This window comes from Seonamhaeicola sp., from assembly GCF_028281565.1.
Lineage (GTDB): Bacteria > Bacteroidota > Bacteroidia > Flavobacteriales > Flavobacteriaceae > Seonamhaeicola.
In genome coordinates this window covers 17,851-42,352 of sequence record NZ_JANQJQ010000005.1, presented here as the reverse complement: position 1 = coordinate 42,352, position 24,502 = coordinate 17,851, and the positions used below count along the sequence as shown (strand labels likewise).

Genomic DNA, 24,502 nt, shown 5'->3' with positions numbered 1-24,502 from the left:
ATAAAGAAGAAATTAACTGAAACAGTAAACTATTCAATTAAATCAATATGCCGGTCATGATACCCCAACAAATACAACACGCCATCTAATCCAATACTTGAAATAGAGTTTTGCGCATTATCCTTTACCGTTGGTTTTGCGTGAAATGCAATTCCCAATCCTGCCAGATTAAGCATTGGTAAGTCGTTGGCACCATCACCTACGGCAATGGTCTGGCTGATATCAATACCTTCCTTTATGGCAATTTCCCTGAGGTATTCTGCCTTTTTCTCTCCATTCACAATGTCTCCAAGGTAATTACCCGTTAAAGCACCATCTTTAATTTCCAACTGGTTGGCATATACGTAGTCAATCCCCAATTCCTTTTGTAAATAGTGCCCGAAATAGGTAAACCCACCAGATAAAATAGCAGTTTTAAATCCGTAGCTTTTAAGTGTGTCAATAAGTCTTCTGGCTCCTTTGGTAATTGGAAGGTTAACCGCCACATTATACAACACATCTTCGCTTAAGCCTTTTAAAAGCTTCATACGTTTCTCAAAACTTTCGTTGAAATCAATCTCGCCCTGCATGGCCGATTCCGTAATGGCTTTTACTTCGTCTCCTACCCCGGCTAATTCTGCCAGTTCATCAATAACCTCGGTTTGGATAAGGGTGGAATCCATATCAAAACAAACCAAACGTCTGTTACGCCTGAAAATATTGTCTTCCTGGAATGCAATATCCACATCCAGGTCCTGTGAAATTTGCATGAATTTCTCGGTGAATTCCGCCTTATTATTTATTCTACCCCTAATTGATAATTGAATAGATGCTCTGGGGTATTCTTCTTTTTTAACCAACGATAAACGCCCTGTAAGGCGTTTAATAGAATCAATATTTAAGTTCTTATCAGAAATGATTTTTGTGACTTCCGATATTTGCTCAGCGGCCAGTTTCTCCCCTAAAATGGTAACAATGTATCTGTTCTTTCCCTGAAGGTTTACCCAGTCTTCATAATCAGTAAGTGAAATGGGTGTAAACTTAGCCGTGATCCCTAATTCATAAGCTTTAAACAATAAATCCTTTAATACGGCTGACTGTTTTTTCCCTGATTCAATTTCAAACATGATCCCTAACGATAGTGTATCATGAATGTTTGCTTGTCCAATATCCAACACTTTGGCACCGTATTCAGCTAATACGGAGGTTAATGCAGAAGTTAACCCGGGTTTATCCTGCCCAGAAATGTTTAATAAGAAAATTTCTTTAGCCATACTTTAAGGTTTGCTATTTGAAAAGTGTAAAAATCAATAATCTATTTGAGATATGAAAGTTAAAAATGAATTATGATCAATTAAGAAATCTACTATGCCAGCTTTCGCTTGCAGGAACCTCCCAGTTCTCATTAAATTCGGCAATATTGGTGACCAGATTATTAAAGACTATGGTGTTTTTAGAAACAGCGCGATCCTTAGCCATTTTTTTGAAATCTGCTAAGGATTTATAAGCAATATATTCACCCTGCTTGTAAGATACATTCATTTTATCCATCAGATCTACATTGTACGCTTTCTCCAATTGTTGAATAAAATGCACCGACGCATCAATGGAACATCCGGTGGCAGCATTTAAACTTTGATTGAGCCCTATTACGATAAACCGCTTATACTTAATCAGGTAACCTGAATGTAAATCGCCACCATGAGCCGTCCAGTTTTCAATAAACGTATCCAATTTGGATTCTATTTCAGCTATTTCCTCGTCTGTAAACGAACGGTTAGCCTGATAGATCCAAACTCTTGCTTCTTCGGGTAATGTATTAAAATCTACTAGCATGATACTCTGTATACGATTTACGATTTTAGATTTACGATATATTAATTTATAATTCTTCTGAGTTTGCAATTAACTCTGCAATGTCTAAAACTGAAATGTCAGCTTCTTTTTCTTTAGCCTTAACGCCGTCGGTCATCATAGTATTGCAATAAGGACATCCCGTTGCGATAATATTTGGGTTTGTTTTCAAAGCATCTTCGGTTCTTAAAACGTTCACATCCATATCGCCTTTTTCCGGTTCTTTAAACATTTGAGCGCCTCCTGCTCCGCAACATAAACCTGTACTTTTATGCCGCTTCATTTCCACAATATCGGCCTTAGTGGTTTTAAGGAGCGCTCTCGGCGCATCGTATTCATTATTGGCTCTTCCCAAATAACAGGGATCATGAAACGTAATACGTTTGCCTTTATATACCCCCCCTTCAACCTTGAAGCGCCCGGATTCGATAAGCTCCTTAATAAATTGCGTATGGTGTAATACCTCATAGGTCCCTCCCAAATTCGGATATTCATTCTTCAAACAATTAAATGAATGCGGATCACAGGTCACGATCTTTTTTACTTCATAAGCATTCAAAACCTCAATATTCATTAAAGCCTGCATTTGGAACAAAAACTCATTGCCGGCACGTTTGGCCACATCACCGGTACAACTTTCTTCGGTTCCCAGAACTGCGAAATCTACATCAGCCTTATTTAAAATTTTAACAAATGCTTTGGTTATTTTTTTAGCTCTATCATCAAAACTACCGGCAGACCCCACCCAAAATAAAACCTCCGGCTGCTTGCCTTCCGCCATATAATCTGCCATTGTTGGTACTTTTAACAATTCACCCATAGCATCAATTTATTTGTTTTCACTTTCCTTTTTGCTTTTTAACATTAAAGCTTGTTGGTATTCTTTTGCAGCCCCTATCAAGTCAGAGGGTACTATCTGAACGAATAAAGGCGAATTGGCATCGTAATTTATCATAACCCAATTACTATTGGTTGCATCGTCTTTCATTAAAATGGTTATTCTATCATTCATTAACACATCCAATGTATTACTTGATATAAACTCTACATCCATTCCTTGAACTTTCATCATTCCAATCATCATTTTTTTTGATTCCTCATCAAATTCCTGATTGTGAAATGTCATTTTCATATTCATATCATAAGAAACAAAAGCGTATTCTAAATTATTCTGATCACCTTTAAAAACCTCTGATACCTTATATTCAGGTATTCTTTTGGGAATATCAATGCTAAACTCCTCATCACCTTCAAACATAGATTTAAAAACACTTTTAAAAGATTCTTTTGGAACCAACTCAAAGGCCTTTGGATGCATCATCTCTATAATAGCATCGTAATCCCTATTGTTTATATCAACAAACATCTTTTGCGCTAAACTGTTAATATGCTTAGTGGTCTCATTACTGGTTTGAGAATAAACACAAACGTTCATCCCTATCATTAAAAAACAAAAAGCAACAACTCTTACGTAAGATATTATATTATTTCTTTTACTCATAAATGGTTTATTCATCTTTCCAGTTTAATCTATCCATTTGATTATATGGCCATGGCGCTCCGTTGTTTTCAATATTGGTCATCATATTGTTTAATTCGGCAGGCGCGGCACTTTGCTCCATCACCAAATAACGACGCATATCTAAAATAATGGACAACGGGTTGATACTTACCGGGCACTCTTCTACACAGGCATTACAGGTTGTACAAGCCCAAAGCTCTTCGTGTGTAATATAATCTCCCAGCAACTGCTTACCATCATCTTTAAACTCGCCATTATTAGTATCTATGTTTTTACCAACTTCTTCTAATCGGTCGCGTGTGTCCATCATAATCTTACGCGGCGACAGCTTTTTACCTGTTAAATTTGCGGGACAGGCCGAGGTACATCTACCGCATTCCGTACAGGTATAAGCGCTAAGCAATTGCACCCAGTTTAAATCCTGCACATCGCTGGCACCAAACTTAGCTGGCATTTCTGCTTCTGTGCCTTCAGGAGGTGCCGCAAATGGATCAGCATTAGGATCCATCATCAATTTTACTTCTTTGGTTACGGATGCCAGATTATCAAACTGGCCCTTAGGCTTTAAACTACCGTAATAGGTATTTGGAAATGCCAGAATAATATGTAAATGTTTTGAATAATACAGGTAGTTTAAAAAGATAAAGATCCCGACTATATGTATCCACCAGGCTGCTCTTTCAATAACGTGCAGTGTGCTTTCAGGCAATCCGCTAAACCATGGTGCTATGAACTGACTAACAATATTGCCATTATTCATATTTTGAAATGACACATCGGTAGCATTCATCACCAAAAACAAGGTCATTAGTACCATTTCGAAATACAGGATATAATTGGCATCGTTCTTGGGCCAGCTGGTCATCTCTTTATTCCAGAAACGTCTTAATTTAATGATGTTTCTTCGTACCCAGAAAACAATAACCGCAACAAAGACCAGAATAGCCAGAACCTCAAAAATCCCGATTAAAACACCGTAAGGCTTTCCTATACCTGAAAATATGCGGTGGGTACCAAATACCCCATCAATAATAATCTCCAGGACCTCAATATTGATCACTAAAAATCCAACGTATACAACAGCGTGAAGTAACCCAGCTACAGGACGACGCACCATTTTACTTTGTCCAAAAGCAATGCGCATCATATTTTTAAAACGTTGCGATTTATTATCACTTACATCAACATCCTGTCCAAGCTTTATATTTCTGATAAGTTTTTTTACGTTTTTAGTAAAATAACCTATTCCTAAAATGAGCAGAACTGCAAAAATTATGTTCGGCAAGTAGTGCATACTAGTTTTTTTCTTCTTCTGAGTATGGGATTTCCTTTTTAGAAAGTATTCTGAAATAACGTTTGGGGTGCAGCTTAATGTCTTTTAAAAGGGCTTCCATTTCTCCGGTGGCGCCTTCCAAATTGTTATATAAAGCTTCGTCTTTTAACAATTTACCCATAGAGCCCTCCCCACGTTCCAGACCGGCCAGAATAGTATTGAATTTATTTAAGGTAGATTCCAAATTATCAATGGTCTGACCAATATTAGCGCTGGCAATAGAATCAGATACTTTAGAAAAATTAGCAGATATTGTTTCTACATTGGCCAAAGACTTATTGAGTTTACTGTTATCATCGGCCAATAACTCATTTAACGATTTAGCTGTAACTTTAAATTCAGCAATTGTCTCGTTCAATCCAGAAATAGAGGATTTTAAATTGGCTTTGGTTCTACTGTCAAAAAGTGTGTTAAGATTCTTTAAAAGCGCATCTGCACTGTTCAACATAGACTCTAAATTTTCCTGAATGGGTGTTAACCTTTGATTCACCAATTCACTTAAGCCAGCCTGAACACTTCCTTCTAAGGTATCACCGGATTGGGCATTTCCGGCGTTATCAAATGCCGGAATAATAGCAACGGCCTTACCTCCAATCAGTCCGGTTTCGTATAATTCGGCTTTGCTGTTTTTTGAAAATTGATAATCACTATCCACCAAAAGTTCTACAATAAGATTTGCTGAATTATCGTTTTTGAAATCTATACTGGAAACTTTCCCAACCACTTTACCGCTAATGGTTACAGGCATTGAGGGTGTTAAACCTTCAACATTATCATATTCTGTGTAAAACGTTCGGGATGAGTCTAATAGATTTTGTCCTTTTAAGTAATTAAAACCAAAAATAAGAAGTACTATTCCTGAAATTACTAATAAAGCTGTTTTAACTTCTTTCGATATCTTCAAAATAATTGTATTTGAAAAACAAATTTAAAATAAATTTCTTCGGTAAAAACTAAATTTCCTCTCAAATAAAACAAAATTTAACTTTAGATCAGTAACCACGGCGTTGAGCCATGCTATTTTTTAAAAGAACAGACTTAATTGGCTATTGTTTTCAGAGCATCTATCAACGGGATATTCTTTCCGTCTTTAAAAGCCACTACAAAGCTGGATTCATACCCTTTATTGATAGCTTCTTTCTCTAATCTTAAAATCTCATTATAGTCTGATGCACCGCCATAGTAATACTTATATAATTTTCTATTGGCATCATAATTTCTACTTATATTGCTTAAGCCGTTGAAATTATAAGGTTTAGTCTCCAATGCTTTTGAGCTTGCAGCTATCTGTACTTTAAACTCGATGTTACTTGAAACTTGTTTAACCGGTGTTTCTTCAACAAAAACAACATCTTTAGTGTTTACGTTTAAGTATTTAAGATATTTTTCAACAGCATTGAATAAAGACCTGGTCATCAAGTCTTTTCCTTTCTTGGAATTCAAAAAATCTTCTTCTTTTTTATGCGTTAAAAACCCAAGCTCAACCAAAACACTTGGCATATAAGTATAAGCCAATACGTAGAAAATATTTTGTTTTACACCTCTGCTCCTTCGTTTTGCAGTAACCTGAAATTCGTCCTCAATATATCGTGCCAATTTAATGCTATGGTCTAAATACTCTTCTTGTGCGAGCTCAAGACTTAACAAAAATTCGGTAGAACTTGGATTAAAGTCCTTATAAACCTCAGTATTATCTTCCAAAGCCATTACGTTGTTCTCTCTTTTAGCAACTTCCAGGTTCTCCTTGTTTTTTGTTTCGCCCAGTACATATGTTTCAGAACCATAAGCCGTTCCTTTTTTACCAGGTTGTGCATTACAATGAATGGAAATAAACAAATCCACATCTTTCTTATTTGCCTTTACAGCTCTACCGTTTAAAGTTGGGTAAACATCTTTATCACGCGTATAAACAACCTTAACATTTTTCAGTTTCTGCTTAATCATTTTACCCAAAGCCAATGACACATCCAAAGCAATATCTTTCTCAGTAGCTTTATATCTGCCCGTTCCGGGGGTACCACTATCTCTTCCACCATGTCCCGGATCAATCATGATCACAAAAGAATCCGAAGCCGACTGGCCATAGGCAGAAGTATTAAAAGAAAATGTTAATACTGTTATAATGAATACGAAAAGCGATAATCTGTACGTTTGCATAAATGTTTTAACGACTATAAACCGGGTTTATTACTCAAGTTTTTTAGGTGTAGATTTTATTTTAAAATTTTAAATCAATCACATAAAAAATATATGTAATTTTGGCATTTCAAAAACCGAGCCATACTTTTACAAAAATACATTAAAAGCGTTGCACACAAACAACTTTAAAATACTTTTTGCGCTAAGTTTTACAGTGTTTATTAACACATTAAGCTTTAGTCAAGACATCCCAAAAAAAGGTAAGGCTATAGATTCTGCTGTTGAAGATACCATAGTAGTTGATATTGACACAGACAAAATAAACGGCCCTGAAATATCTGAAAAAAGTCAGGACTCTACAGTAACAGATTCTGTTAAACCAAAAGAACTCTTAGAACATATTGTTAAGTACACCGCTACAGATTACACCAGGTTCAATCAGAAAAAACAAAAATTGTATTTATACAATAATGCCAAAATTGATTATGGCGACATGAATATAACGGCCGGTAGTATTATCATTGATTACAATAAAAACACGGTATATGCCCAGGGTATAAAAGATTCCATTGAAGGCTATACCCAAAAACCGGTATTTACACAAGGCAGCAATGTTGTAGAGCCGGACTCCATTATTTTTAATACCGATACTAAAAAAGCACTTATTTATAATTCCATTACGGAACAAGAAGGTACTGTTATTGCCAGTATTACCAAAAAGGAAAATGATTCTGTTTACTTTATAAAGGAAGCTAAATACACCACGGCGGAAGATCTTGAGGACCCGGATTACTATATCAGGCTTTTAAAGGCTAAAATAGTTCCCGGTAAAAAGATAGTTACAGGGCCTGCCGGATTGTATATTTATGATGTTCCAACCCCCATCTGGTTGCCTTTTAGTTTTTTCCCGCAAAGCGAAAAACACACCTCAGGTATTATCATTCCAACCTTTGGAGAACAAAATAATCGTGGCTACTTTTTACAGAACGGCGGGTATTATTTTGCAATTAATGATTATGTGGATTTAGCGGTTTTGGGTGATTATTACACCAACGGAAGTTATGGTTTGCGTTTAGAAAGCACCTATGCCAAACGTTACCGTTTCAGGGGAAACTTAGCGTTTAGATACGAAAACTTAATTACCAGTGAACGCGGTTTCCCTGATTATTCCAGGAATACCATTTATAACTTAAGATGGTCGCATAGCCAGGATTCCAAGGCAAATCCGAGTTCCCGGTTTTCAGCATCCGTAAACTTAGGTAGTAGTACCTATTATCGTTCGTCCATAAACCAAATTAACCAGGGAAGTAATTTTTTAACAAATACTTTAGCATCTTCGGTATCCTATTCCAAAACCTTTCAGGGTGAACCGCAGGTCAATTTTAGTTTGACAGCCACCCACTCTCAAAACACCAATACGCAAACCATAAGCATGACCCTGCCTACCTTTCAAGGCAGTGTTGGAAGAATGTATCCGTTTGCCTCAAAGACGGGTTCCAAAAAAGGCATTATTCAAAATGTCAATTTACAATACAACGTAAGAGGCGAAAACAGAATTCAGACTACAGATTCGCTCTTTTTCAAAAAGGAAATGTTTGATGATGCCAAAACGGGTTTTCAGCATAGCGTACCGTTAAATACCAACTTTAAAATATTCAAGCATTTTAGTGTTAGTGCCGGTAGTAGTTACAACGAAGTTTGGACTTTTAAGACCATAGGTAAAACCTACGATGCCCTTAACAGAGAAACCGTGATTGACACTATTAACGGGTTTGATTCTTTTAGAACCTATAACTTCAGTACAAGTATAGGGACAACCGTTTATGGTATGTTCAATTTTGAAAAAGAAGGTAAGGATACCTGGTTAAAGGCCATAAGGCATGTTATGAGGCCTTCTGTTAGTTACAATATTAATCCTGCTTTTGATAAATATTATGAAACCGCCGAAGTTGTAAACGCCGATGGTTTAACAGCCGGTGAATTAGAAGTTATCCAGAGTACCAACAATTTGGAATATACAAGATTTGAACAATCTATTTTTGGTACTCCCAACAGGAATTTTTCCAGTTCTATGGGGATCTCTTTAGCAAACAATTTTGAAGCCAAGGTAAGAGATAGGGACAGTACCGCCACGGAGCCTAAAAAGATCAAACTTTTAAACAGTTTAAACTTTTCAACAGCATACAACTTTGCTGCTGACTCTTTACAGTGGAGTCCCGTAAGAATGAATGGTAGTACACTGCTTTTCGAAAACCAAATGAGTATCAATTTTGGAGCGACATTAGACCCTTATGCTTTGGATAACAATAATGTAAGAATTAACAAATTTAATATAGATAATGGGGGCAGCCTGTTCAGAATAACCAGCGCCAACCTTACGGCCAGTTGGTCGTTATCAAATAAGGATAAAGGTAAAAAGAAAAGTGGAGAAAGTAACCAGGCCAGTGATAACCCGGAAGATGTGCTACCTAAAAACATTGACTTTGCGAATGAGCAGATAAACCGTGATAACGATGAGGATAAGGGCAGCGAAAAGCAGGAAAACACCAAGTTTTACAACCATAAGATACCCTGGAGCCTGCGTTTGGCATACGCTATAAACTATGCCAACTCAAGGCGACAGAATGAAATATCTTCACATTCCCTTATGTTCTCAGGTGACATTGATTTAACCGATAAATGGTCTATTAATGTCTCATCGGGTTATGATATTAAAAACCAGGGATTTACTTTAACTCAACTCCGTTTCTCACGGGATCTGTTAAGCTGGAAAATGGATTTTAGCTGGGTCCCTTTTAGCGACCGAAGTTCCTGGAATTTCTTTATAGGGATCAAATCAAGTATCTTAAAGGACTTGAAATACGAAAAGCGCAGACAACCAGACCAACAACTATAAAAATTTAGTGTCATGAAAAAAATAATAACAACTTCCAAAGCTCCGGCTCCTTTAGGCCCCTATAATCAAGCGGTTCTAAGCGAAAACACACTTTATATGTCCGGACAAATAGCTATAAATGTTGAAACCGGGGTTCTTGTTTTAGATGATATTCAGTCAGAAACACGTCAGGTCATGGAAAACCTGAAAGCTGTTTTAGAAGCTGCCGACATGACCTTTGAAAATGTAGTTAAGTCATCTATTTTCATCAGTAATATGGACGATTTTGTTTTGATAAATGAGATATACGGCAGCTATTTTGATGAAGCTTCTGCACCGGCCAGAGAAACTGTTCAGGTGGCCAGATTACCAAAAGATGTAAACGTTGAGATCAGTATGGTCGCTGTGAAATAAAAAATTTCTTGAAACGAACTATCCTTAAGGCTGAGCCATAGAGGTATACTTCGGCAAGCTCAGCACAGGTTTTGTTCGTTTCAGTTTGATCTTTGGGGCAAAGATCAAAATTTTGTATTTAGATTCCCATTTTTACGGGAATGACAGTTTCAAAAAAAACCTGACGCAAAGCGTCGAGGATTTATTTTCGATTGAATTACGCAGAACTCTCCTTTTTAGAATGTTTGATCAATAACTTTTTTAGCTTTTCCACTTCAATAGGTTTTGATAAAAAGTCATCTATTCCCGCCAGTTTAGCGTTGGTAATATCTTCTTCAAAAGCGCTGGCAGACACACCAATTATAGGTGTTTTTGCAGTTAAATATTTTTGTGTTTTCTGAATGGATTTGGTGGCTTCGTAACCGTCCATATCCGGCATATAGATATCCATAAACACCATATCGAAATCCAAAATCTTATAGAGTTCCAGGGCTTCCAAACCATTTTTTACAAATGTACAATCGGCGCCCTGACGTTCTAACAGGAATTTAATTACCTTTTGATTCATCCGGTTATCTTCGGCCACTAAAACATTGAATTTATCCTGTAGAACGGGTTGCAATTCTTCCGCTTCGGTTTTAACGTTCAGGGTCTTTTTAAGCTGTAAACTAAAGTAGAACGTAGAACCTTCATTTTCCTTAGTTTCTAACTTTAACTCGCCTCCCATCAACTTCACCAACTGGTGAGAAATTGAAAGCCCTATACCACCTCCTCTGTAATCACGCATTAATGAGGCATCATATGCTTTTTCCGAATCATCAAAAATACTTCTTACTTCTTCGGGCTTCATACCAATACCGGTATCTTTTATATAAAAGGTAATGATTTGATCGTCGTCAATACCTACGGTTTGATCAATAATAATCGAGATTTTCCCGGAATTGGTAAACTTAATCGCGTTATTAATCAGGTTAATCAGCACCTGTTGAATGCGTGCCGAATCACCTAAAACCAAAAATTTATCTTTTTCTTCAGATAGAAATTTGTATTCAAACTCCAGACTTTTTTCCCAGGCCTGGTACTCAAAAACTTTAAAGAGACGTGTTAAATCAGATTCTAGATCAATGGCCATCAGATTTAATTTAAGGGCTCCGGCATCCACCTCCGCATTATTGGTTACCATATTAACCAATTGTAATAAATGCTTTGACGAATACTGCGCAATTTCAACCTGGGCCTGTTGGTCGCCGTCCAATTCGGTTTGCCCGAGCATGTTTAGCATCCCCATAACGGTGCTTAACGGTGTTCGAATCTCATAGCTCATGTTTGCCAGGTAAATAGACTTATGTTCGGCCAATCTTTCGGTTGCTTCCAGGGTATTTTTTAACTCACTAACTCTTGCAGCTAAATTGCCCCTGGTAACATCATTTTTTAATTGATTCTTTAAAAAGTACTGCAGTACAAAAACCTGTATAATAGCTACCGCAAACAAGGAAAGCATAATGGTATTCACCTCAAACAATTTTTCCAGAAAAGCATAGCCCAGGAAAAGAATAAATACAATTGAGGCGAAAATTAAAAAAGATAATATCCTTTTTACATTGGACCGTATAAACTTTAAAAGAATATTCATTTAATCAAGGTTATAACAAACTTATCTATAAATATATTAATTATCAAAACAATTAAGTGTTATTTATCTTACTACGGCATTTATGAAATTATTCAAAAAATTGTACTTTTAGGTATCCTTAATTTGAAGGCAGATGCGAATAGAATACGATATAAAACTGGGCTTTAAAGATGTCATGATACGCCCAAAGCGCTCTACGCTAAAAAGTAGGGCCGAAGTAAATTTAGAACGGGATTTTAAGTTTTTACACAGCCCTATAACATGGACAGGAATCCCTGTTATGGCCGCCAATATGGATACTGTTGGTACTTTTGAAATGGCTAAAGCCCTGTCAAAACAAAAGCTGTTTACGGCTATTCACAAGCATTATCCGGTATCTGACTGGAATGTTTTTGCTGCTAGTTTATCCGAGGACCTTTCAAACTATGTTGCGGTGAGTACCGGCGTAAGCCAACAAGATTCCAAAAAACTATCCGAAATTTTAAAGTTTAACCCAAATTTAAAATTCATCTGCATAGATGTGGCTAACGGTTACTCGGAGTATTTTGCGGATTTCGTAAAACAAACCCGGGACTTATACCCTGAAAAGGTCATTATTGCTGGTAATGTTGTTACCGGTGAAATGGTTGAGGAACTATTACTTTCCGGTGCCGATATTGTCAAAGTTGGTATTGGCCCCGGTTCTGTTTGTACCACAAGGATTAAAACCGGTGTTGGTTATCCGCAACTTTCGGCTATTATTGAATGTGCCGATGCTGCGCATGGTTTAGGCGGACAAATTGTTAGTGATGGCGGATGCTCTATTCCGGGTGATATTGCCAAAGCTTTTGGTGCGGGCGCCGATTTTGTGATGCTCGGTGGTATGCTTGCCGGTCATGACGAAAGCGGTGGGGAGACCATAGAAAAAAACGGGAAGCCTTTCAAAAAGTTTTATGGTATGAGTTCTACAACCGCCATGGAAAAACATGTTGGCGGTGTAGCCGATTATAGAGCCAGTGAAGGAAAAACAGTAGAAGTTCCTTATAGAGGTGAAGTTGATACCACGTTACAGGACATTTTAGGAGGGCTGCGAAGCACCTGCACTTATGTAGGGGCAAGGCGTTTAAAAGAACTTACAAAGCGTACAACATTCATTAGGGTTGCGGAACAGGAAAACCAGGTTTATAGTGAATAAGTGAGGCCAAATTAAAAATGAATTGAAAGCACACCCCTAAAGTCCCCTCAAGGGGACAATTTTTAAAGCTATGTTCCTCCCTTGAGATTAGCGAAATCAAAGTACACCTTTGATTGAAGTTAGAGAGCGAAGTTTTTGTTAAGGAGGGTGTATTTAGAAAATAAAATTCTTATCCTTACAAGAAAAATTAAATTGGTTTGAGTAAAAAGCAAACACACAGTAAGTAGTTCTACTCCAAAGCGAAGGCGACAATTTTATTGCCAACCGGTGTTCCTAATTTTTCGCCGCCACAGGCAATAGCGACATATTGTTTTCCATTCACCTGGTACATGGCCGGTGTAGCAAAGGCCGCCGCCGGTAATTTGTATTCCCATAATAGCTTTCCTGTAAACTTATCGAATGCTCTGAAATACCCGTCTTTAGTAGCACCAATAAAAAGCAATCCGTTTTCGGTAACTACCGGTCCGCCATAATTTTCACAACCTGTTTGCGGAAACCCTTGTGCTTTTAATTCCGGGGTTTCCCCTAAAACAACAGACCAGACAAACTCCCCCGTATTTAAATCAATAGCATGCATCGTTCCCCAGGGAGGTGAAATAGCAGGTCTTCCTTTACTATCCAAAAAGCGTTTATAGCCGGCATATTTATAAGGCAATGGGTATGATTTCTTGGGCTTTTTGGGGCGAATCGTATCCAACTCATCGAACAGGAAATGCATTAAGGCTTGCTTTTCATCCTCAGGAATTTGTGGAAATCCGGTCATCATACCTTTTCCTGTTTTTATTAACTCAGATACTTCCTCTTTTGATTTTCTACTTTTTAAGTTTATAAGCGATGGAAAACCACTTATTGCATTACCTTTTCTATCCTTTTGATGACAGGTAACACAATATTGCATATAAGTTTGTTGGCCTAACGGAAGGTTATGTATGGTCGTATCATTTTCTTTCATTTGGATCACCCAGGGGGCTTCCTGAGAGTTTACATAAATGATTCCTTTGTCCGGATCAGCAGCAGTCCCGCCCCACTCTGCTGCTCCGTCTAATCCCGGAAGTAAAATCATGGGGGCTAATCCCGGTGGGGCATATAATCTTTTATCCGATTGTTTTAAGAGGTCCAAAAATGAGTCTCTATTCTCGGCATACGGACTAATATCTTCATTTGTTAATTCATTTACTTGTCTAGCAAAAGGCTTTGGTTTTACAGGAATAGGTTGTGTTTTCGAGGCTTCTTCTCCATCTAAAGCAGACACCGGAACCGTAACTTCTTTGATATCAAATAACGGTGCTCCCGTAACGCGATCAAATACATAAACATAGCCCTGCTTGGTAGACTGAGATACTGCCGGAATCTTTTTTCCGTCCCTTGTTACCGTAATTAAGTTTGGTGGGGCCGGTAGGTCTCTATCCCATAAATCATGATGTACCAGTTGAAAGTGCCAAAGCCTTTTTCCGGTGTTGACATCTAAAGCCAAAAGACAGTCTGTGTATAAATTATCACCTTTACGCACACCCCCGTAAAAATCCGGTGAAGCCGAACCGGTAGGGACATAAATGATCCCACGCGCTTCGTCTAAAGACATACCGCTCCAATTGTTTCCGGCTCCTACTAACGGATTTGTATAGGAATTTTTGTCCTCCCAGGTTTCAATACCTGCTTCATTTGGTTGGGGTATTGTATTAAAAACCCACTCCAAATCACCTGTGATCACATTAAAAGCCATAATATTCCCCGGAACCGCCCCAACATCTTCCGGTAAACGAATGGGCATGACAATAATATCTTTATAAACTGTTCCGGGCGTATTGGAAATAACGAATTTGTCTTTGGCCTGCTCGCCTAAACCCATATTCAGATTTACTTTACCGTGGTCTCCAAAACTTTCAACAGGCACTCCTGTTAAGGCATTAAGCGCAAACAAATGGGCTCCCGCGGTATATAAAATACGTTTATCGTCTCCTTTTTCCCAATAAGACACCCCTCGACTGGTTGATCCACCTAACTTTAAAGAATCACCATAACGCCATATTTCTGCACCGGTCTCCGCATGTAATGCAATAGCTCTTAGCCTGGAAGTAACGCCATATAACATAGTATCAATAACTATCGGATTCATCTGCATTTGTCCATAGTCTGGTGACTCGTAAGTCCAGGCTACTTGTAATTGGGTAACATTCTCCGGTGTAATTTGAGATAAGGTTGAATAGTGGTTTCTGTCCGGCCCACCTAAATAGGATCTCCAGGTGCTATAATCTCTGGTATTTGAATGTTGGTCTTGCTGGCAGTTAAAAATAAAAAAGGCACTGAGAAAAAGGGCCAGATATAAAGCATTACGCATAAGGTGAGTTTCAGATGTAATATACTTGTCTAAATATAGTAAATATATCCAACCAAAAATATATACCTATAATATGGTGAGTTCGATATAGTACCTGAATTTTTACTGGGTATAAATTATTATTCTATCTGTAAGATTGATCGTGGTCGAAACCAAATTAAAATTCTGCTTTTTCAAGACCTTTCGACTGCGCTCAAGGTGGCACTCGTAAGCTTTATTACGAAACAATATTAAAGATGAGTTTCTTGTGTCGAACTTACATTATGTTAAAACTTTACCCGTAGAGCCTGTGGCAGACATTTTCAGCTCATATATATGGTCCGGTTCCAAACCGATTTCTTCACTGTGAGATACATATAAAACGGCTGTATCACTCTCTTTGGCGATTTTATTTATCAGTTCCGTAAAGATCACCACATCATGATCATCCAACCCATTAGTAGGTTCGTCTAAAATGAGTAACGGCGGATGTTTTACCATGGCTCTGGCTATTAAAACCAGTCGTTTATGTCCGCTTGATAAGGTTTGAAAATTTCGGTCCTTAATATCAAACATATTTAGCAAATTCAGCCATTGGTGAGCTATCAACACCTGGTTTTCATTTGGAAATTTATATAACCCAACGGAATCATAAAATCCTGAAATGATCATTCTTTCAATGGTATCGGAACGTCTGAAACCTTGTAACATTTCGGAGGTGAAATAGCCAATCTTCTCCTTGATTTCCCAAACACTCTCGCCACTGCCCTTCTTAATACCGAACAGATGAATGTCCTGATTGAATGCCTTGGGGTTATCTCCTGAAATGAGTGATAAAATGGTACTCTTACCGGAACCGTTAGATCCCTTTAAATGCCAGAACTCCCCAGCTTTGATTTCCCAACAAATATCCTTTATAATGGGCCTGTCTAAATAGGAAACACAGACCTTATTAAACTTTACCAGAGACTGGCTTTGAGCAGCAACCTGATTAAGTGGTTTTGGTAAATCCTGGATGAAATATTTAGTTTCATTTTGATTTAAACTTTCAATATGGTCTATCAACTGAATGCCCTTCCCTTCCGGTTTATATACATCGGCTATAAAGTGAAGTATATCCTTCTTTCTATTGGTGATTTGAATTATAGGTATGGATTTACCTAAGTCTTCCAGGGTATGTACTATGGCTTCTTGCGACTTAACATCTAAATTCCCAAACACATTATCAGCAATCAGATATTCCGGATTACCGGCAATAATATGATTAATTAAGGCTTTCTTTCGTTCCCCTGCCGAGGATTTTGTTAAGCTATGCTGGTTTATCGTAGCAATGTCAAAACGTCCATGTCGCCTTTCTTCTTCAATAAATTTATTGATAGTGATTTCCGAAAAAAGGGCACCTTTTAAACCATTCAACTCAACAATAGTATGTCCTGACAAAATATTTTTAATTAACGCTTTTTTGTCATCTTTATTTGAAATGTATATGGCCAGATGTTTATGCAAACTCTTAATGGTTTTTGAAAGCTCTAAACTATTCAAAATCTATAAAACAAAAAACCTTTAAACAGTAATACCGCTTAAAGGTTTAGTGGATACCTGCTTCAGCAGGTATGACAGATTATTATAAGTTCTTTATATGATAAGGCACTAAACCATCTATCGGTCTGCGAACAAAATTGCCCACTTTAAAGCCCATTTCTTCGGCTACTTCTCTAATTTCATTTTGTGAAAAGAAGGCGATAGAACCTGCAAAATGAACCGGAGCTGTTTTTAATTCCTCTTTAAATTGCAGGATCATGTTTTTTGCAAACAATCTGATACCATCTTTTATAAGGTTAATGGTGTATTCCGAATCTTTATGCAAGAACATAAACTCTGCAAAACTCGCCAAATACGCATTAGGGTTCGGTTGTTTATACAAGTTATACTTGATAAAATCCGAATCCATATTAAACTTGGCTCCAAACGCCACTTTTACATTTTCCGGCATATGATTAAAGTAGTAATCCCTGATCAATTGTTTACCAAAGTAATTTCCGGAGGCATCATCCATAAGCGTATACCCTAAAGAAAATACACGTTGATGTAACGTTTCGCCATCATAGTAACTACAGTTAGAACCTGTACCCATGATACAAACCACAGCGGCTTCTTTTGGATGATTAATTGTTGAATAGACAGCAGCTAAGGTATCTTCATTTACGGACACATAGGCATTGGGAAAAATGTCCTCTAAAACACCTTTTAGCATTTCTCTGGGGTTCTCTGTTCCGCATCCAGCCCCATAGAAAAACACGTGAGATACGGTATCCTTATGCTCTATCAAGGCATCACTTTCCCGGATAGTTTTATAAAGTTTCTTTTCACTTAAAATAGCCGGATTAAGCCCCTTGGTACGGACCTTTTCCATTAACTTATTACCCGCTTTATCTACCGCTAACCAATCTGATTTAGTAGAACCGCTATCGACAATTAAAATCATATGTTCAAAGATAAAAAAACTCCACAGTAGTTAAATGCCTGAACACTTAATACACTGTGGAGTGCTATAATTATAAATTAAATTATTTTACAGACGCAATGTATTGAGCTAAGTCAACTAATTTAGTTGAGTAACCAAACTCATTATCGTACCAGGAAACTAATTTAAAGAAGTTATCATTTAGTGCAATACTTGCTCCGGCATCAAATACACTTGTTAATGTTTCTGAAACGAAATCCTGAGACACCACAGCTTCTTCAGTATAGCCTAAAACGCCTGCTAATTCATTCTCTGAAGCAGCTTTTAAAGCAGCTTTAACTTCATCCCATGATGCTGATTTTTCAGTTCTAACCGTTAAATCAACCACAGAAACATCCGGAGTTGGTACTCTAAATGCCATCCCTGTTAATTTTCCGTTTAATTCAGGAATTACTTTACCAACAGCTTTAGCTGCACCGGTTGATGAAGGAATGATATTAGCTAAAGCACTTCTACCACCTCTCCAGTCTTTCTTAGAAGGACCGTCAACAGTCATTTGCGTAGCCGTTGTAGCGTGAACTGTGGTCATTAACCCTTCTACAATTCCGAAATTATCATCAATTACTTTAGCTAATGGGGCTAAACAGTTAGTAGTACATGAAGCGTTAGATACAATAGTATCATCAGCTGTGATCTTATCATTATTTACACCCATTACAAACATTGGGGCATCTTTTGAAGGCGCAGAAATAGCAACCTTTTTAGCTCCAGCCGTAATGTGTTTTTGAGCACCTTCCAAAGTTGTGAAGATACCTGTACAGTCTAAAACAACTTCAGCACCTACAGCATCCCACTTTAAATCTTCCGGGTTACGCTCAGCGGTAATTCTAATCTCATTTCCGTTTACTACCAGGTTACCGTCTTTAATATCCACTGTTCCGTTAAATCTTCCGTGAACAGAATCATATTTTAATAAATATGCTAAATGTTCAACATCTAACAAGTCATTGATCCCTACTACTTCAATATCATTAGGTCTAGAAGCTGCTACTCTGAAGGCAATTCTACCTATTCTACCAAATCCGTTAATTCCAATTTTTAATTTTGACATATCTATGTTTAATTAGTGTTATGTGCTCATGATATCTGAGACACGTAATAATTCTAAGTTTATTTTTGTTTTTCCTTTTATGGCGTTATCCAATGGTGTCAATTCCATTTTATTATTTTGTAAACCAACCATATAATTGGTTTGTCCATTTAATAAGGTCTCTACGGCCTTAACTCCCATTCTACTTGCTAAAACCCTATCGAAACAAGATGGTGCACCACCGCGTTGCATATGTCCGAGTACTGATACGCGTACATCGTATCCTTCCATATTCTCATCAACATATTCTTTCAATTCGAAAATGTTCTTACCAATCTTATCGCCTTCAGCCACCACCACAATACTGGAAGTTTTACCGGTCTTTTTACTTTTATTTAACGACTCAACAAGTCTATCTAATCCTAAATCTTCCTCAGGGATTAAAATTTCTTCTGCTCCACCCGCAATTCCGGTATTCAGCGCAATATGACCTACATCACGCCCCATAACTTCAATAAAGAATAACCTGTTATGTGAGCTTGCGGTATCTCTAATTTTATCAATGGCGTCAACCACGGTGTTCAGTGCCGTATCAAAACCTAATGTATGTGTAGTTCCGAAGATATCGTTATCAATAGTTCCCGGAATTCCCATGACCGGAAACCCGTATTCCTGGTTAAAAACCAGGGCTCCGGTAAATGACCCGTCACCTCCAATAATCACCAGACCTTCAACACCTGCTTTTTTAATATTTTGAAAGGCTTTTTCTCTACCTTCTTTTGTTCTGAATTCTTTGGAACGCGCAGACTTTAATATGGTACCTCCTTTATTGATAATCCCTCTTACACTACGGGCGTCCATAGGCTTGAAGTCACCTTCTATCATACCCTGATAGCCCCGATACACACCTACACATTCCACACCATGATACGCACATGTTCTAACTACCGAACGAACCGCTGCATTCATTCCCGGAGCATCTCCTCCTGAAGTTAAAACTGCTATTTTTTTGATTCTATTTGGCATATCTTTAATTTGCCGGTAAAATTACTAAACAAAAACTATATAATCATAGCATTTAGCCCTTTTTAATGCATACTTAACACTACAACGTTTTAGTAAATGATCATTTATAATTCTGTTGAAAACAACAGCAAATTGAAATATAAATACAGGGGATTTTATTTTTGTGAAGCGGTTTTATGAGTAATAAAATCCGGGGCGGTATTTCCGCCTAAATCTTCTGTTTTTTCTCCTTCCGAAACGGCTTCCGTTTCTTTCTTTTTGAATAAGTTTTGAATAAGTTCTTTAAAGGTATCAAAATCGACATTATATGAAAGCCCAACGCCCTGGGTATAACCAATGGCTTCACCAAAATTTCGGATACTGTTTTCCCTGTTGAATACTTTGGCAATTAAGGTGCCTTCATCATTTAAAAGAAAATCTATTTGAACATCACCGGCAACCACGGTATTGGCCGCATCAGCTCCACCAATGGGCACCCCGACTTTACCATTTATAAGTACCCGGTCACTAATTTGTGTTTGCAATGTAACACCCACTCTATCATTGGTTTGATAATCCGGTCTGTTCTGACCCGCTTCATAATTCACACCCAAATTGAACTTACCGTTTCCATTTGAAAAGATCCCGTTGATAATACCATTAAGTCTTTCTGCAATGGTTCCGGAAAAATTAAGTTCATTCAACCCTCTTGAAAATGAACCGGTTGATATTAAGTATAATGCCTGATTTTGTCTATCATCCGGTGAGTCCAGCCTGTATTGTAACTCTGATTTAACCGCTGAATTAACATTTGGAAATTCAAAGCTAAATTCAGGAACGGGTTGTTCTAAATCTCCTGTCAAAGCAATATTTAGTTCAACCGGGATACTTCTGTTAATAGGATTATCTAATAATGGGGATGGATTTGCCTGGGTCTTATAAATAGCCAGCATATCTATTTGTGCTTTTAACGGATCACCCTCCCAGGCAATCGTTCCACCGGGCTGTACCACAAATTGTTTTTGAACCAGGCCTCCGTAGGCAAAATTATAGTACCCTTCAAACACGGAAAAATCTCCCCACATATTAAACTTACCATTAGTGTTAATTTCAACTAAAATACCCCCTCTTCCTCTTCCTTTTAATGAATGGCCCGTGTTTTTATCAATGATTATTTCCAAATCGGCTTCTTCGGTAATATCTACATCAAAATCTAATTCCAATCCTTGAATATCCTGAAAAACAACTTCTTCACCCTTATCTCTTGCTTCTTTTTCTTCTTTTGTTACAAAACGTATAAAGGTATTATCTCCAAACGATTCCGTGTCATTTAAAGGAATTTTAAAAACGGTTCCCGGTTTGGTTTCCGCAGTCACGCTGATGGTCAATTGTTCTGTTGGCCCCGAAATATCTGCTACACCTCCCATGAACCCCCGACCATAATACAAGGCGTCCTCGGTCTCCTGCGTATCTAAAACCAACAACCGTTTGGTGTCAATACCAAGATCCAAACGCCATTTCGATAAATTTACGTGGCTAAGCGAACCATTCAGTGTGCCTCTTGATTTAAACTTGGTATCAGTAAGCTGAATGTCATTAAAAATAAAACTTTGTTTTTTTAAAGTTACCGAAGCATTATTGTTAAAGGCGTAATCTACATTTAAATACGGAATACCAAAACCGGCGTTTTTCAATCTAAACTCGCCTTCAATATTGGGCCTGTTAAGGTTCCCCACAATGTTCGCCTTTCCGGTTACAAATCCTCTTATATTGGATAGTACATCCTGGAGCAACGGATTCAGCGGTGTTAAAACAAAATGATCAAAGGTAAGATCAACATCAATCTTTGATCGTCTTCCAACGACATTAATATCACCTTTGGCAGCAAAAGACTTGGATATATCATTTTTAATAGTAGCATCCACTACATAATTGGTCAGGTCCTCATTTCCGGTAATGCTGGCATCAAAATCCCCTAAAGGAAACTCATTAATCCTGAAATTGTCAATAAATATGGTTGAGTTCGGCAAATAACTTCCGTTTTGTTGCAGAATATCCAGCTTGCCGTTTACGTTTCCTGCTAAAGACAAACTATCAATATCAGGGGTTATTTTGGCCAGGTTAACATTCTTGAAATTCAACTTAATGTCTTTTTGAGTGGAGTCTTTAAGGAAACCCGATAGCATAATTTCTTCGTTCTTATGATTAATCCTGAAATTATCAAGATTGAACCTGGTTAATCCTTTATTGAAAGACATTTTGTTAAACCTGTCACTCTTTTCATTTATAAACCACTTTCGGTCTTTAACAGTGAAGTCCGATTTTTTAAACCCTAAAACCGATTCGTTCTCTTCATTAATTGTATGGTAAAAACTGAGATTATAGCTATCGTTATTACGCTTACCTCCTTTAAACTCAGAACGCATAAACAAGGTGTCGTTAACGGTAACATTGATTAAATTAAACCTGGATACGTTGTAAAACTTGGTATTTAAACTATCCACCTCTACATAAGTATTGAAAAGCGGGTTGCTATTATCAACCTGTAACTCTATATTGTTTGCAAAATAATTATACACCTTTATTTGAGGCGATTTAAAGGTAAGTTTAAATTTGGTTTCATCACTCTCAACCCTACCGCGTATATAAGTATTTTTACCCAGTTCAATTTCCGGGAAAATAACCTCGGCTATTTTATTATATATCTTAAAATTGAAATCGATTCCCTGATTGGTCCTGACCTCATGCGGAATATAGTTCGTGTAAATATGCCCGATAGAGTTTTCAAACAGTTTCTTTAGGTCTTTAAAAACAAAACGCCCTTTTAAATCACCTTCTACAATATCAGGTGACCTAAACTCTATATACCTGATATCATTTTCAAACCTGGATGAAATATCAAATTCTTTAAAGTAGTATTTGTCATGCTCATTTGTGTAGGTCGTGTTATTAAACGAAATTTTACCATAAGCATCATCCAGACTACTACCGTTCATATTCATTTTCAGCCTGCTTTCAAAGACGGATATACTGTCTTTTTTAACGAAGTTAAGCGTCTTTAAATTAGCATAATCTACATTGGCTTCGAAATCATATTTTTTTATTTCTTCAGAGAAATCCACCAATCCGTTAAAATTTAGCTGTAAGTTTCTGTCGTTAACAATCAAATTACCGTCGAAGATCTTGTTTCTAACATTTCCGGCTACTTTAATTCTACTATAATTATAGTTGTTGTAAACAATCTCATAAATATCACCTTTTACCTGTGTATCCAGGATCTCTGTTATAAATCCGTTTCCGTTTACATCGAAATCTAACGAACCAACCCCAATTTTTGGTTCATCAAGAAAAGCACCGAAATCAAATTTTTCAAACACTACCTTACCCTTATAGGAAGCATTATCTATATCATCCACCTTTGTCATTTCTAAATTGGAATCTACAAAACCTATTTCCGTATCAATTTCAATATCAGCGTTAACGGTAGAGGATGATATTTGCGTATTTCCGACAATAGTAAATCTTCCCAGGCGTTCAAAAGAAGACGGAATAGCATCACCGATAACATTGGGTAACAAGGCTTTTAAATCTCTGTAATTTGAGGTTAGATTAGAAAAGCTGCCGTCCATGTAAAAGTTGTTTTCTTCTTTATTAAACAGGTTTTCAAAGGTTACATCGCCTCGAATTCTGGTGTTTCTACTGGTACGAAGGCTTAAATCAGTTGTTTTTAAATTATTCAGGGTTCCTGTTACATCCACATTGAAAACAGCACGCTGGTTGGCTCCAAACTCATCATATATTAAATTGAGTTCATCTAATAGCACATTGGAATTTTCAAACCTTGCATCCACCAAAACCTTATCTGTAAAAAACTGAAGGTCTTCCCGCTTATAGGTAAACTTTAAGTCCCCTTTTAATTCAGATTCAGGCGTTTTTATATTCAGATTATCGAAGGTCATTCCGGTAAGTGTGTACTTAAAGTTGGTCATCATATTTTTTATAGTCAAACCTCGACTATCTTCAAATGACAGCTTATTAATTCTGGCACTGACATCACTTCCTTTTATTAAAAAATCTGTTGCATTTATATTCAGATCTTTAAAGTCCAGACGTTTTTCTACTTCCCTATTCTCATCGGTTATCATAAAAATCCCATTGTAGATTGACACATCACTTGAAGATAACAGAAAACTGCCGTCACCCTTTTTAGGATTTTCACCTTCTATTTTTTTCACAAAAATGTCGAGGTTGGTATCACTGGTATCCTTATAGGTCTTTATGTTTAAAAACAGGTCCATGATATCAACATCACCAAAGGTCATTTTGTTATTATAAAGATTTCTGAAACTTAAAACAGACGTATTTAACTCTGCTATACTTATCAGGGTGTCCTTTTTATAATCTTCAATAAAGATATTTTTAAACTCCACATCACCATTTAACTGCAAACCAACCTTGTCAATATTGATGTTAGTTCCAAAGGCTTCATTAAGTTTTTTTGTAGCATAATTCCCCAAACTGGTTTGAACTGAAGGAATAGATAGCACTAACACCAAAATGATGAAGATGAGCAACAGGATAGCTGCTATTTTTGATGCTATTTTCAGTACTTTTTTGATACGGGTTAAAGTTATGATATTATTAATAATAAACTACATTTGTACTTACGAATGTTCAAGTACCTTTAGATGTCTGTTCGTAATCAAAATTAACAATTATTGTGC

The 24,502-nt window shown here is 37.2% G+C and carries 17 protein-coding genes; 3 read left to right on the top strand and 14 right to left on the bottom strand.

The features are described 5' to 3' along the window. Window positions 1–29 precede the first annotated feature (29 nt). The 7 genes from serB to Q0983_RS01235 form a co-directional block, all read right to left on the bottom strand. On the bottom strand, window positions 30–1,253 hold the full coding sequence (gene serB / locus Q0983_RS01265; protein ID WP_299547543.1) for a phosphoserine phosphatase SerB: 1,224 nt from the start codon (window positions 1,251–1,253) through the stop codon (window positions 30–32). Between the two features lie 76 nt (window positions 1,254–1,329). Further along, window positions 1,330–1,815: an ABC transporter ATPase gene (locus tag Q0983_RS01260; RefSeq protein ID WP_299547540.1), complete on the bottom strand. Its 486-nt coding sequence runs from the start codon at window positions 1,813–1,815 to the stop codon at window positions 1,330–1,332. A 46-nt stretch (window positions 1,816–1,861) separates the two neighbouring features. Next, window positions 1,862–2,653, bottom strand: a complete 792-nt coding sequence (locus Q0983_RS01255) for a (Fe-S)-binding protein (protein WP_299547537.1) — start codon at window positions 2,651–2,653, stop codon at window positions 1,862–1,864. 9 nt (window positions 2,654–2,662) lie between these two features. Continuing rightward, window positions 2,663–3,349 carry a hypothetical protein gene (locus tag Q0983_RS01250; protein ID WP_299547535.1) on the bottom strand — a complete coding sequence of 229 codons (687 nt, stop codon included), beginning with the start codon at window positions 3,347–3,349 and terminating at the stop codon, window positions 2,663–2,665. Beyond that, a complete protein-coding gene (locus tag Q0983_RS01245) occupies window positions 3,342–4,649 on the bottom strand; it encodes a (Fe-S)-binding protein (protein WP_299547532.1) in 1,308 nt (435 codons plus the stop codon). The genes Q0983_RS01250 and Q0983_RS01245 overlap by 8 nt, the downstream gene beginning before the upstream one ends. 1 nt (window position 4,650) lies before the next feature. Further along, on the bottom strand, window positions 4,651–5,592 hold the full coding sequence (locus Q0983_RS01240) for an MlaD family protein (RefSeq protein ID WP_299547529.1): 942 nt from the start codon (window positions 5,590–5,592) through the stop codon (window positions 4,651–4,653). A gap of 134 nt (window positions 5,593–5,726) precedes the next feature. Further along, the gene (locus Q0983_RS01235; protein ID WP_299547526.1) at window positions 5,727–6,845 is read right to left on the bottom strand and encodes an N-acetylmuramoyl-L-alanine amidase; all 1,119 of its coding nucleotides are present in this window, start codon (window positions 6,843–6,845) and stop codon (window positions 5,727–5,729) included. A 196-nt stretch (window positions 6,846–7,041) separates the two neighbouring features. On the opposite strand from Q0983_RS01235, the gene Q0983_RS01230 reads away from it, so the two are divergent. Both Q0983_RS01230 and Q0983_RS01225 read left to right on the top strand, forming a co-directional pair. Next, on the top strand, window positions 7,042–9,723 hold the full coding sequence (locus tag Q0983_RS01230) for a putative LPS assembly protein LptD (RefSeq protein WP_366140975.1): 2,682 nt from the start codon (window positions 7,042–7,044) through the stop codon (window positions 9,721–9,723). Between the two features lie 12 nt (window positions 9,724–9,735). Beyond that, entirely contained in the window at window positions 9,736–10,116 is a 381-nt protein-coding gene (locus Q0983_RS01225; RefSeq protein WP_299547523.1) for a Rid family detoxifying hydrolase, read from the top strand. Window positions 10,117–10,312: 196 nt separating this feature from the next. Here the strand turns inward: Q0983_RS01225 and Q0983_RS01220 are convergent, their stop codons facing one another. Continuing rightward, window positions 10,313–11,728, bottom strand: coding sequence for an ATP-binding protein (locus Q0983_RS01220; RefSeq protein WP_299547520.1), 1,416 nt, complete (start codon window positions 11,726–11,728; stop codon window positions 10,313–10,315). A 133-nt stretch (window positions 11,729–11,861) separates the two neighbouring features. On the opposite strand from Q0983_RS01220, the gene Q0983_RS01215 reads away from it, so the two are divergent. Then, window positions 11,862–12,902 (top strand): GMP reductase, encoded by a 1,041-nt coding sequence (locus Q0983_RS01215; RefSeq protein ID WP_299547517.1) that lies wholly within the window; start codon window positions 11,862–11,864, stop codon window positions 12,900–12,902. Between the two features lie 229 nt (window positions 12,903–13,131). Here Q0983_RS01215 and Q0983_RS01210 read toward each other — a convergent pair whose 3' ends face one another. The 6 genes from Q0983_RS01210 to Q0983_RS01185 form a co-directional block, all read right to left on the bottom strand. Further along, window positions 13,132–15,240: a pyrroloquinoline quinone-dependent dehydrogenase gene (locus Q0983_RS01210; RefSeq protein ID WP_299547514.1), complete on the bottom strand. Its 2,109-nt coding sequence runs from the start codon at window positions 15,238–15,240 to the stop codon at window positions 13,132–13,134. Window positions 15,241–15,501: 261 nt separating this feature from the next. Then, the gene (locus tag Q0983_RS01205; protein WP_299547511.1) at window positions 15,502–16,725 is read right to left on the bottom strand and encodes an ATP-binding cassette domain-containing protein; all 1,224 of its coding nucleotides are present in this window, start codon (window positions 16,723–16,725) and stop codon (window positions 15,502–15,504) included. A 118-nt stretch (window positions 16,726–16,843) separates the two neighbouring features. Continuing rightward, window positions 16,844–17,704 carry an N-acetylglucosamine kinase gene (locus Q0983_RS01200; RefSeq protein WP_299547508.1) on the bottom strand — a complete coding sequence of 287 codons (861 nt, stop codon included), beginning with the start codon at window positions 17,702–17,704 and terminating at the stop codon, window positions 16,844–16,846. A gap of 82 nt (window positions 17,705–17,786) precedes the next feature. Continuing rightward, window positions 17,787–18,794, bottom strand: a complete 1,008-nt coding sequence (gene gap / locus Q0983_RS01195; RefSeq protein WP_299547503.1) for a type I glyceraldehyde-3-phosphate dehydrogenase — start codon at window positions 18,792–18,794, stop codon at window positions 17,787–17,789. An 18-nt stretch (window positions 18,795–18,812) separates the two neighbouring features. Next, the gene (gene pfkA / locus Q0983_RS01190; RefSeq protein ID WP_299547499.1) at window positions 18,813–19,799 is read right to left on the bottom strand and encodes a 6-phosphofructokinase; all 987 of its coding nucleotides are present in this window, start codon (window positions 19,797–19,799) and stop codon (window positions 18,813–18,815) included. A gap of 155 nt (window positions 19,800–19,954) precedes the next feature. Further along, complete coding sequence (locus tag Q0983_RS01185) at window positions 19,955–24,352, bottom strand: translocation/assembly module TamB domain-containing protein (protein WP_299547496.1); 4,398 nt, start codon at window positions 24,350–24,352, stop codon at window positions 19,955–19,957. Between the last annotated feature and the right edge of the window lie 150 nt (window positions 24,353–24,502).

Bases quoted from the DNA above. Each gene is read 5' to 3' on its own strand.
- serB (WP_299547543.1), bottom strand. From the start codon at position 1,253: ATGGCTAAAGAAATTTTCTTATTAAACATTTCTGGGCAGGATAAACCC.
- Q0983_RS01260 (WP_299547540.1), bottom strand. From the start codon at position 1,815: ATGCTAGTAGATTTTAATACATTACCCGAAGAAGCAAGAGTTTGGATC.
- Q0983_RS01255 (WP_299547537.1), bottom strand. From the start codon at position 2,653: ATGGGTGAATTGTTAAAAGTACCAACAATGGCAGATTATATGGCGGAA.
- Q0983_RS01250 (WP_299547535.1), bottom strand. From the start codon at position 3,349: ATGAATAAACCATTTATGAGTAAAAGAAATAATATAATATCTTACGTA.
- Q0983_RS01245 (WP_299547532.1), bottom strand. From the start codon at position 4,649: ATGCACTACTTGCCGAACATAATTTTTGCAGTTCTGCTCATTTTAGGA.
- Q0983_RS01235 (WP_299547526.1), bottom strand. From the start codon at position 6,845: ATGCAAACGTACAGATTATCGCTTTTCGTATTCATTATAACAGTATTA.
- Q0983_RS01225 (WP_299547523.1), top strand. From the start codon at position 9,736: ATGAAAAAAATAATAACAACTTCCAAAGCTCCGGCTCCTTTAGGCCCC.
- Q0983_RS01220 (WP_299547520.1), bottom strand. From the start codon at position 11,728: ATGAATATTCTTTTAAAGTTTATACGGTCCAATGTAAAAAGGATATTA.
- Q0983_RS01215 (WP_299547517.1), top strand. From the start codon at position 11,862: ATGCGAATAGAATACGATATAAAACTGGGCTTTAAAGATGTCATGATA.
- Q0983_RS01210 (WP_299547514.1), bottom strand. From the start codon at position 15,240: ATGCGTAATGCTTTATATCTGGCCCTTTTTCTCAGTGCCTTTTTTATT.
- Q0983_RS01200 (WP_299547508.1), bottom strand. From the start codon at position 17,704: ATGATTTTAATTGTCGATAGCGGTTCTACTAAATCAGATTGGTTAGCG.
- gap (WP_299547503.1), bottom strand. From the start codon at position 18,794: ATGTCAAAATTAAAAATTGGAATTAACGGATTTGGTAGAATAGGTAGA.
- pfkA (WP_299547499.1), bottom strand. From the start codon at position 19,799: ATGCCAAATAGAATCAAAAAAATAGCAGTTTTAACTTCAGGAGGAGAT.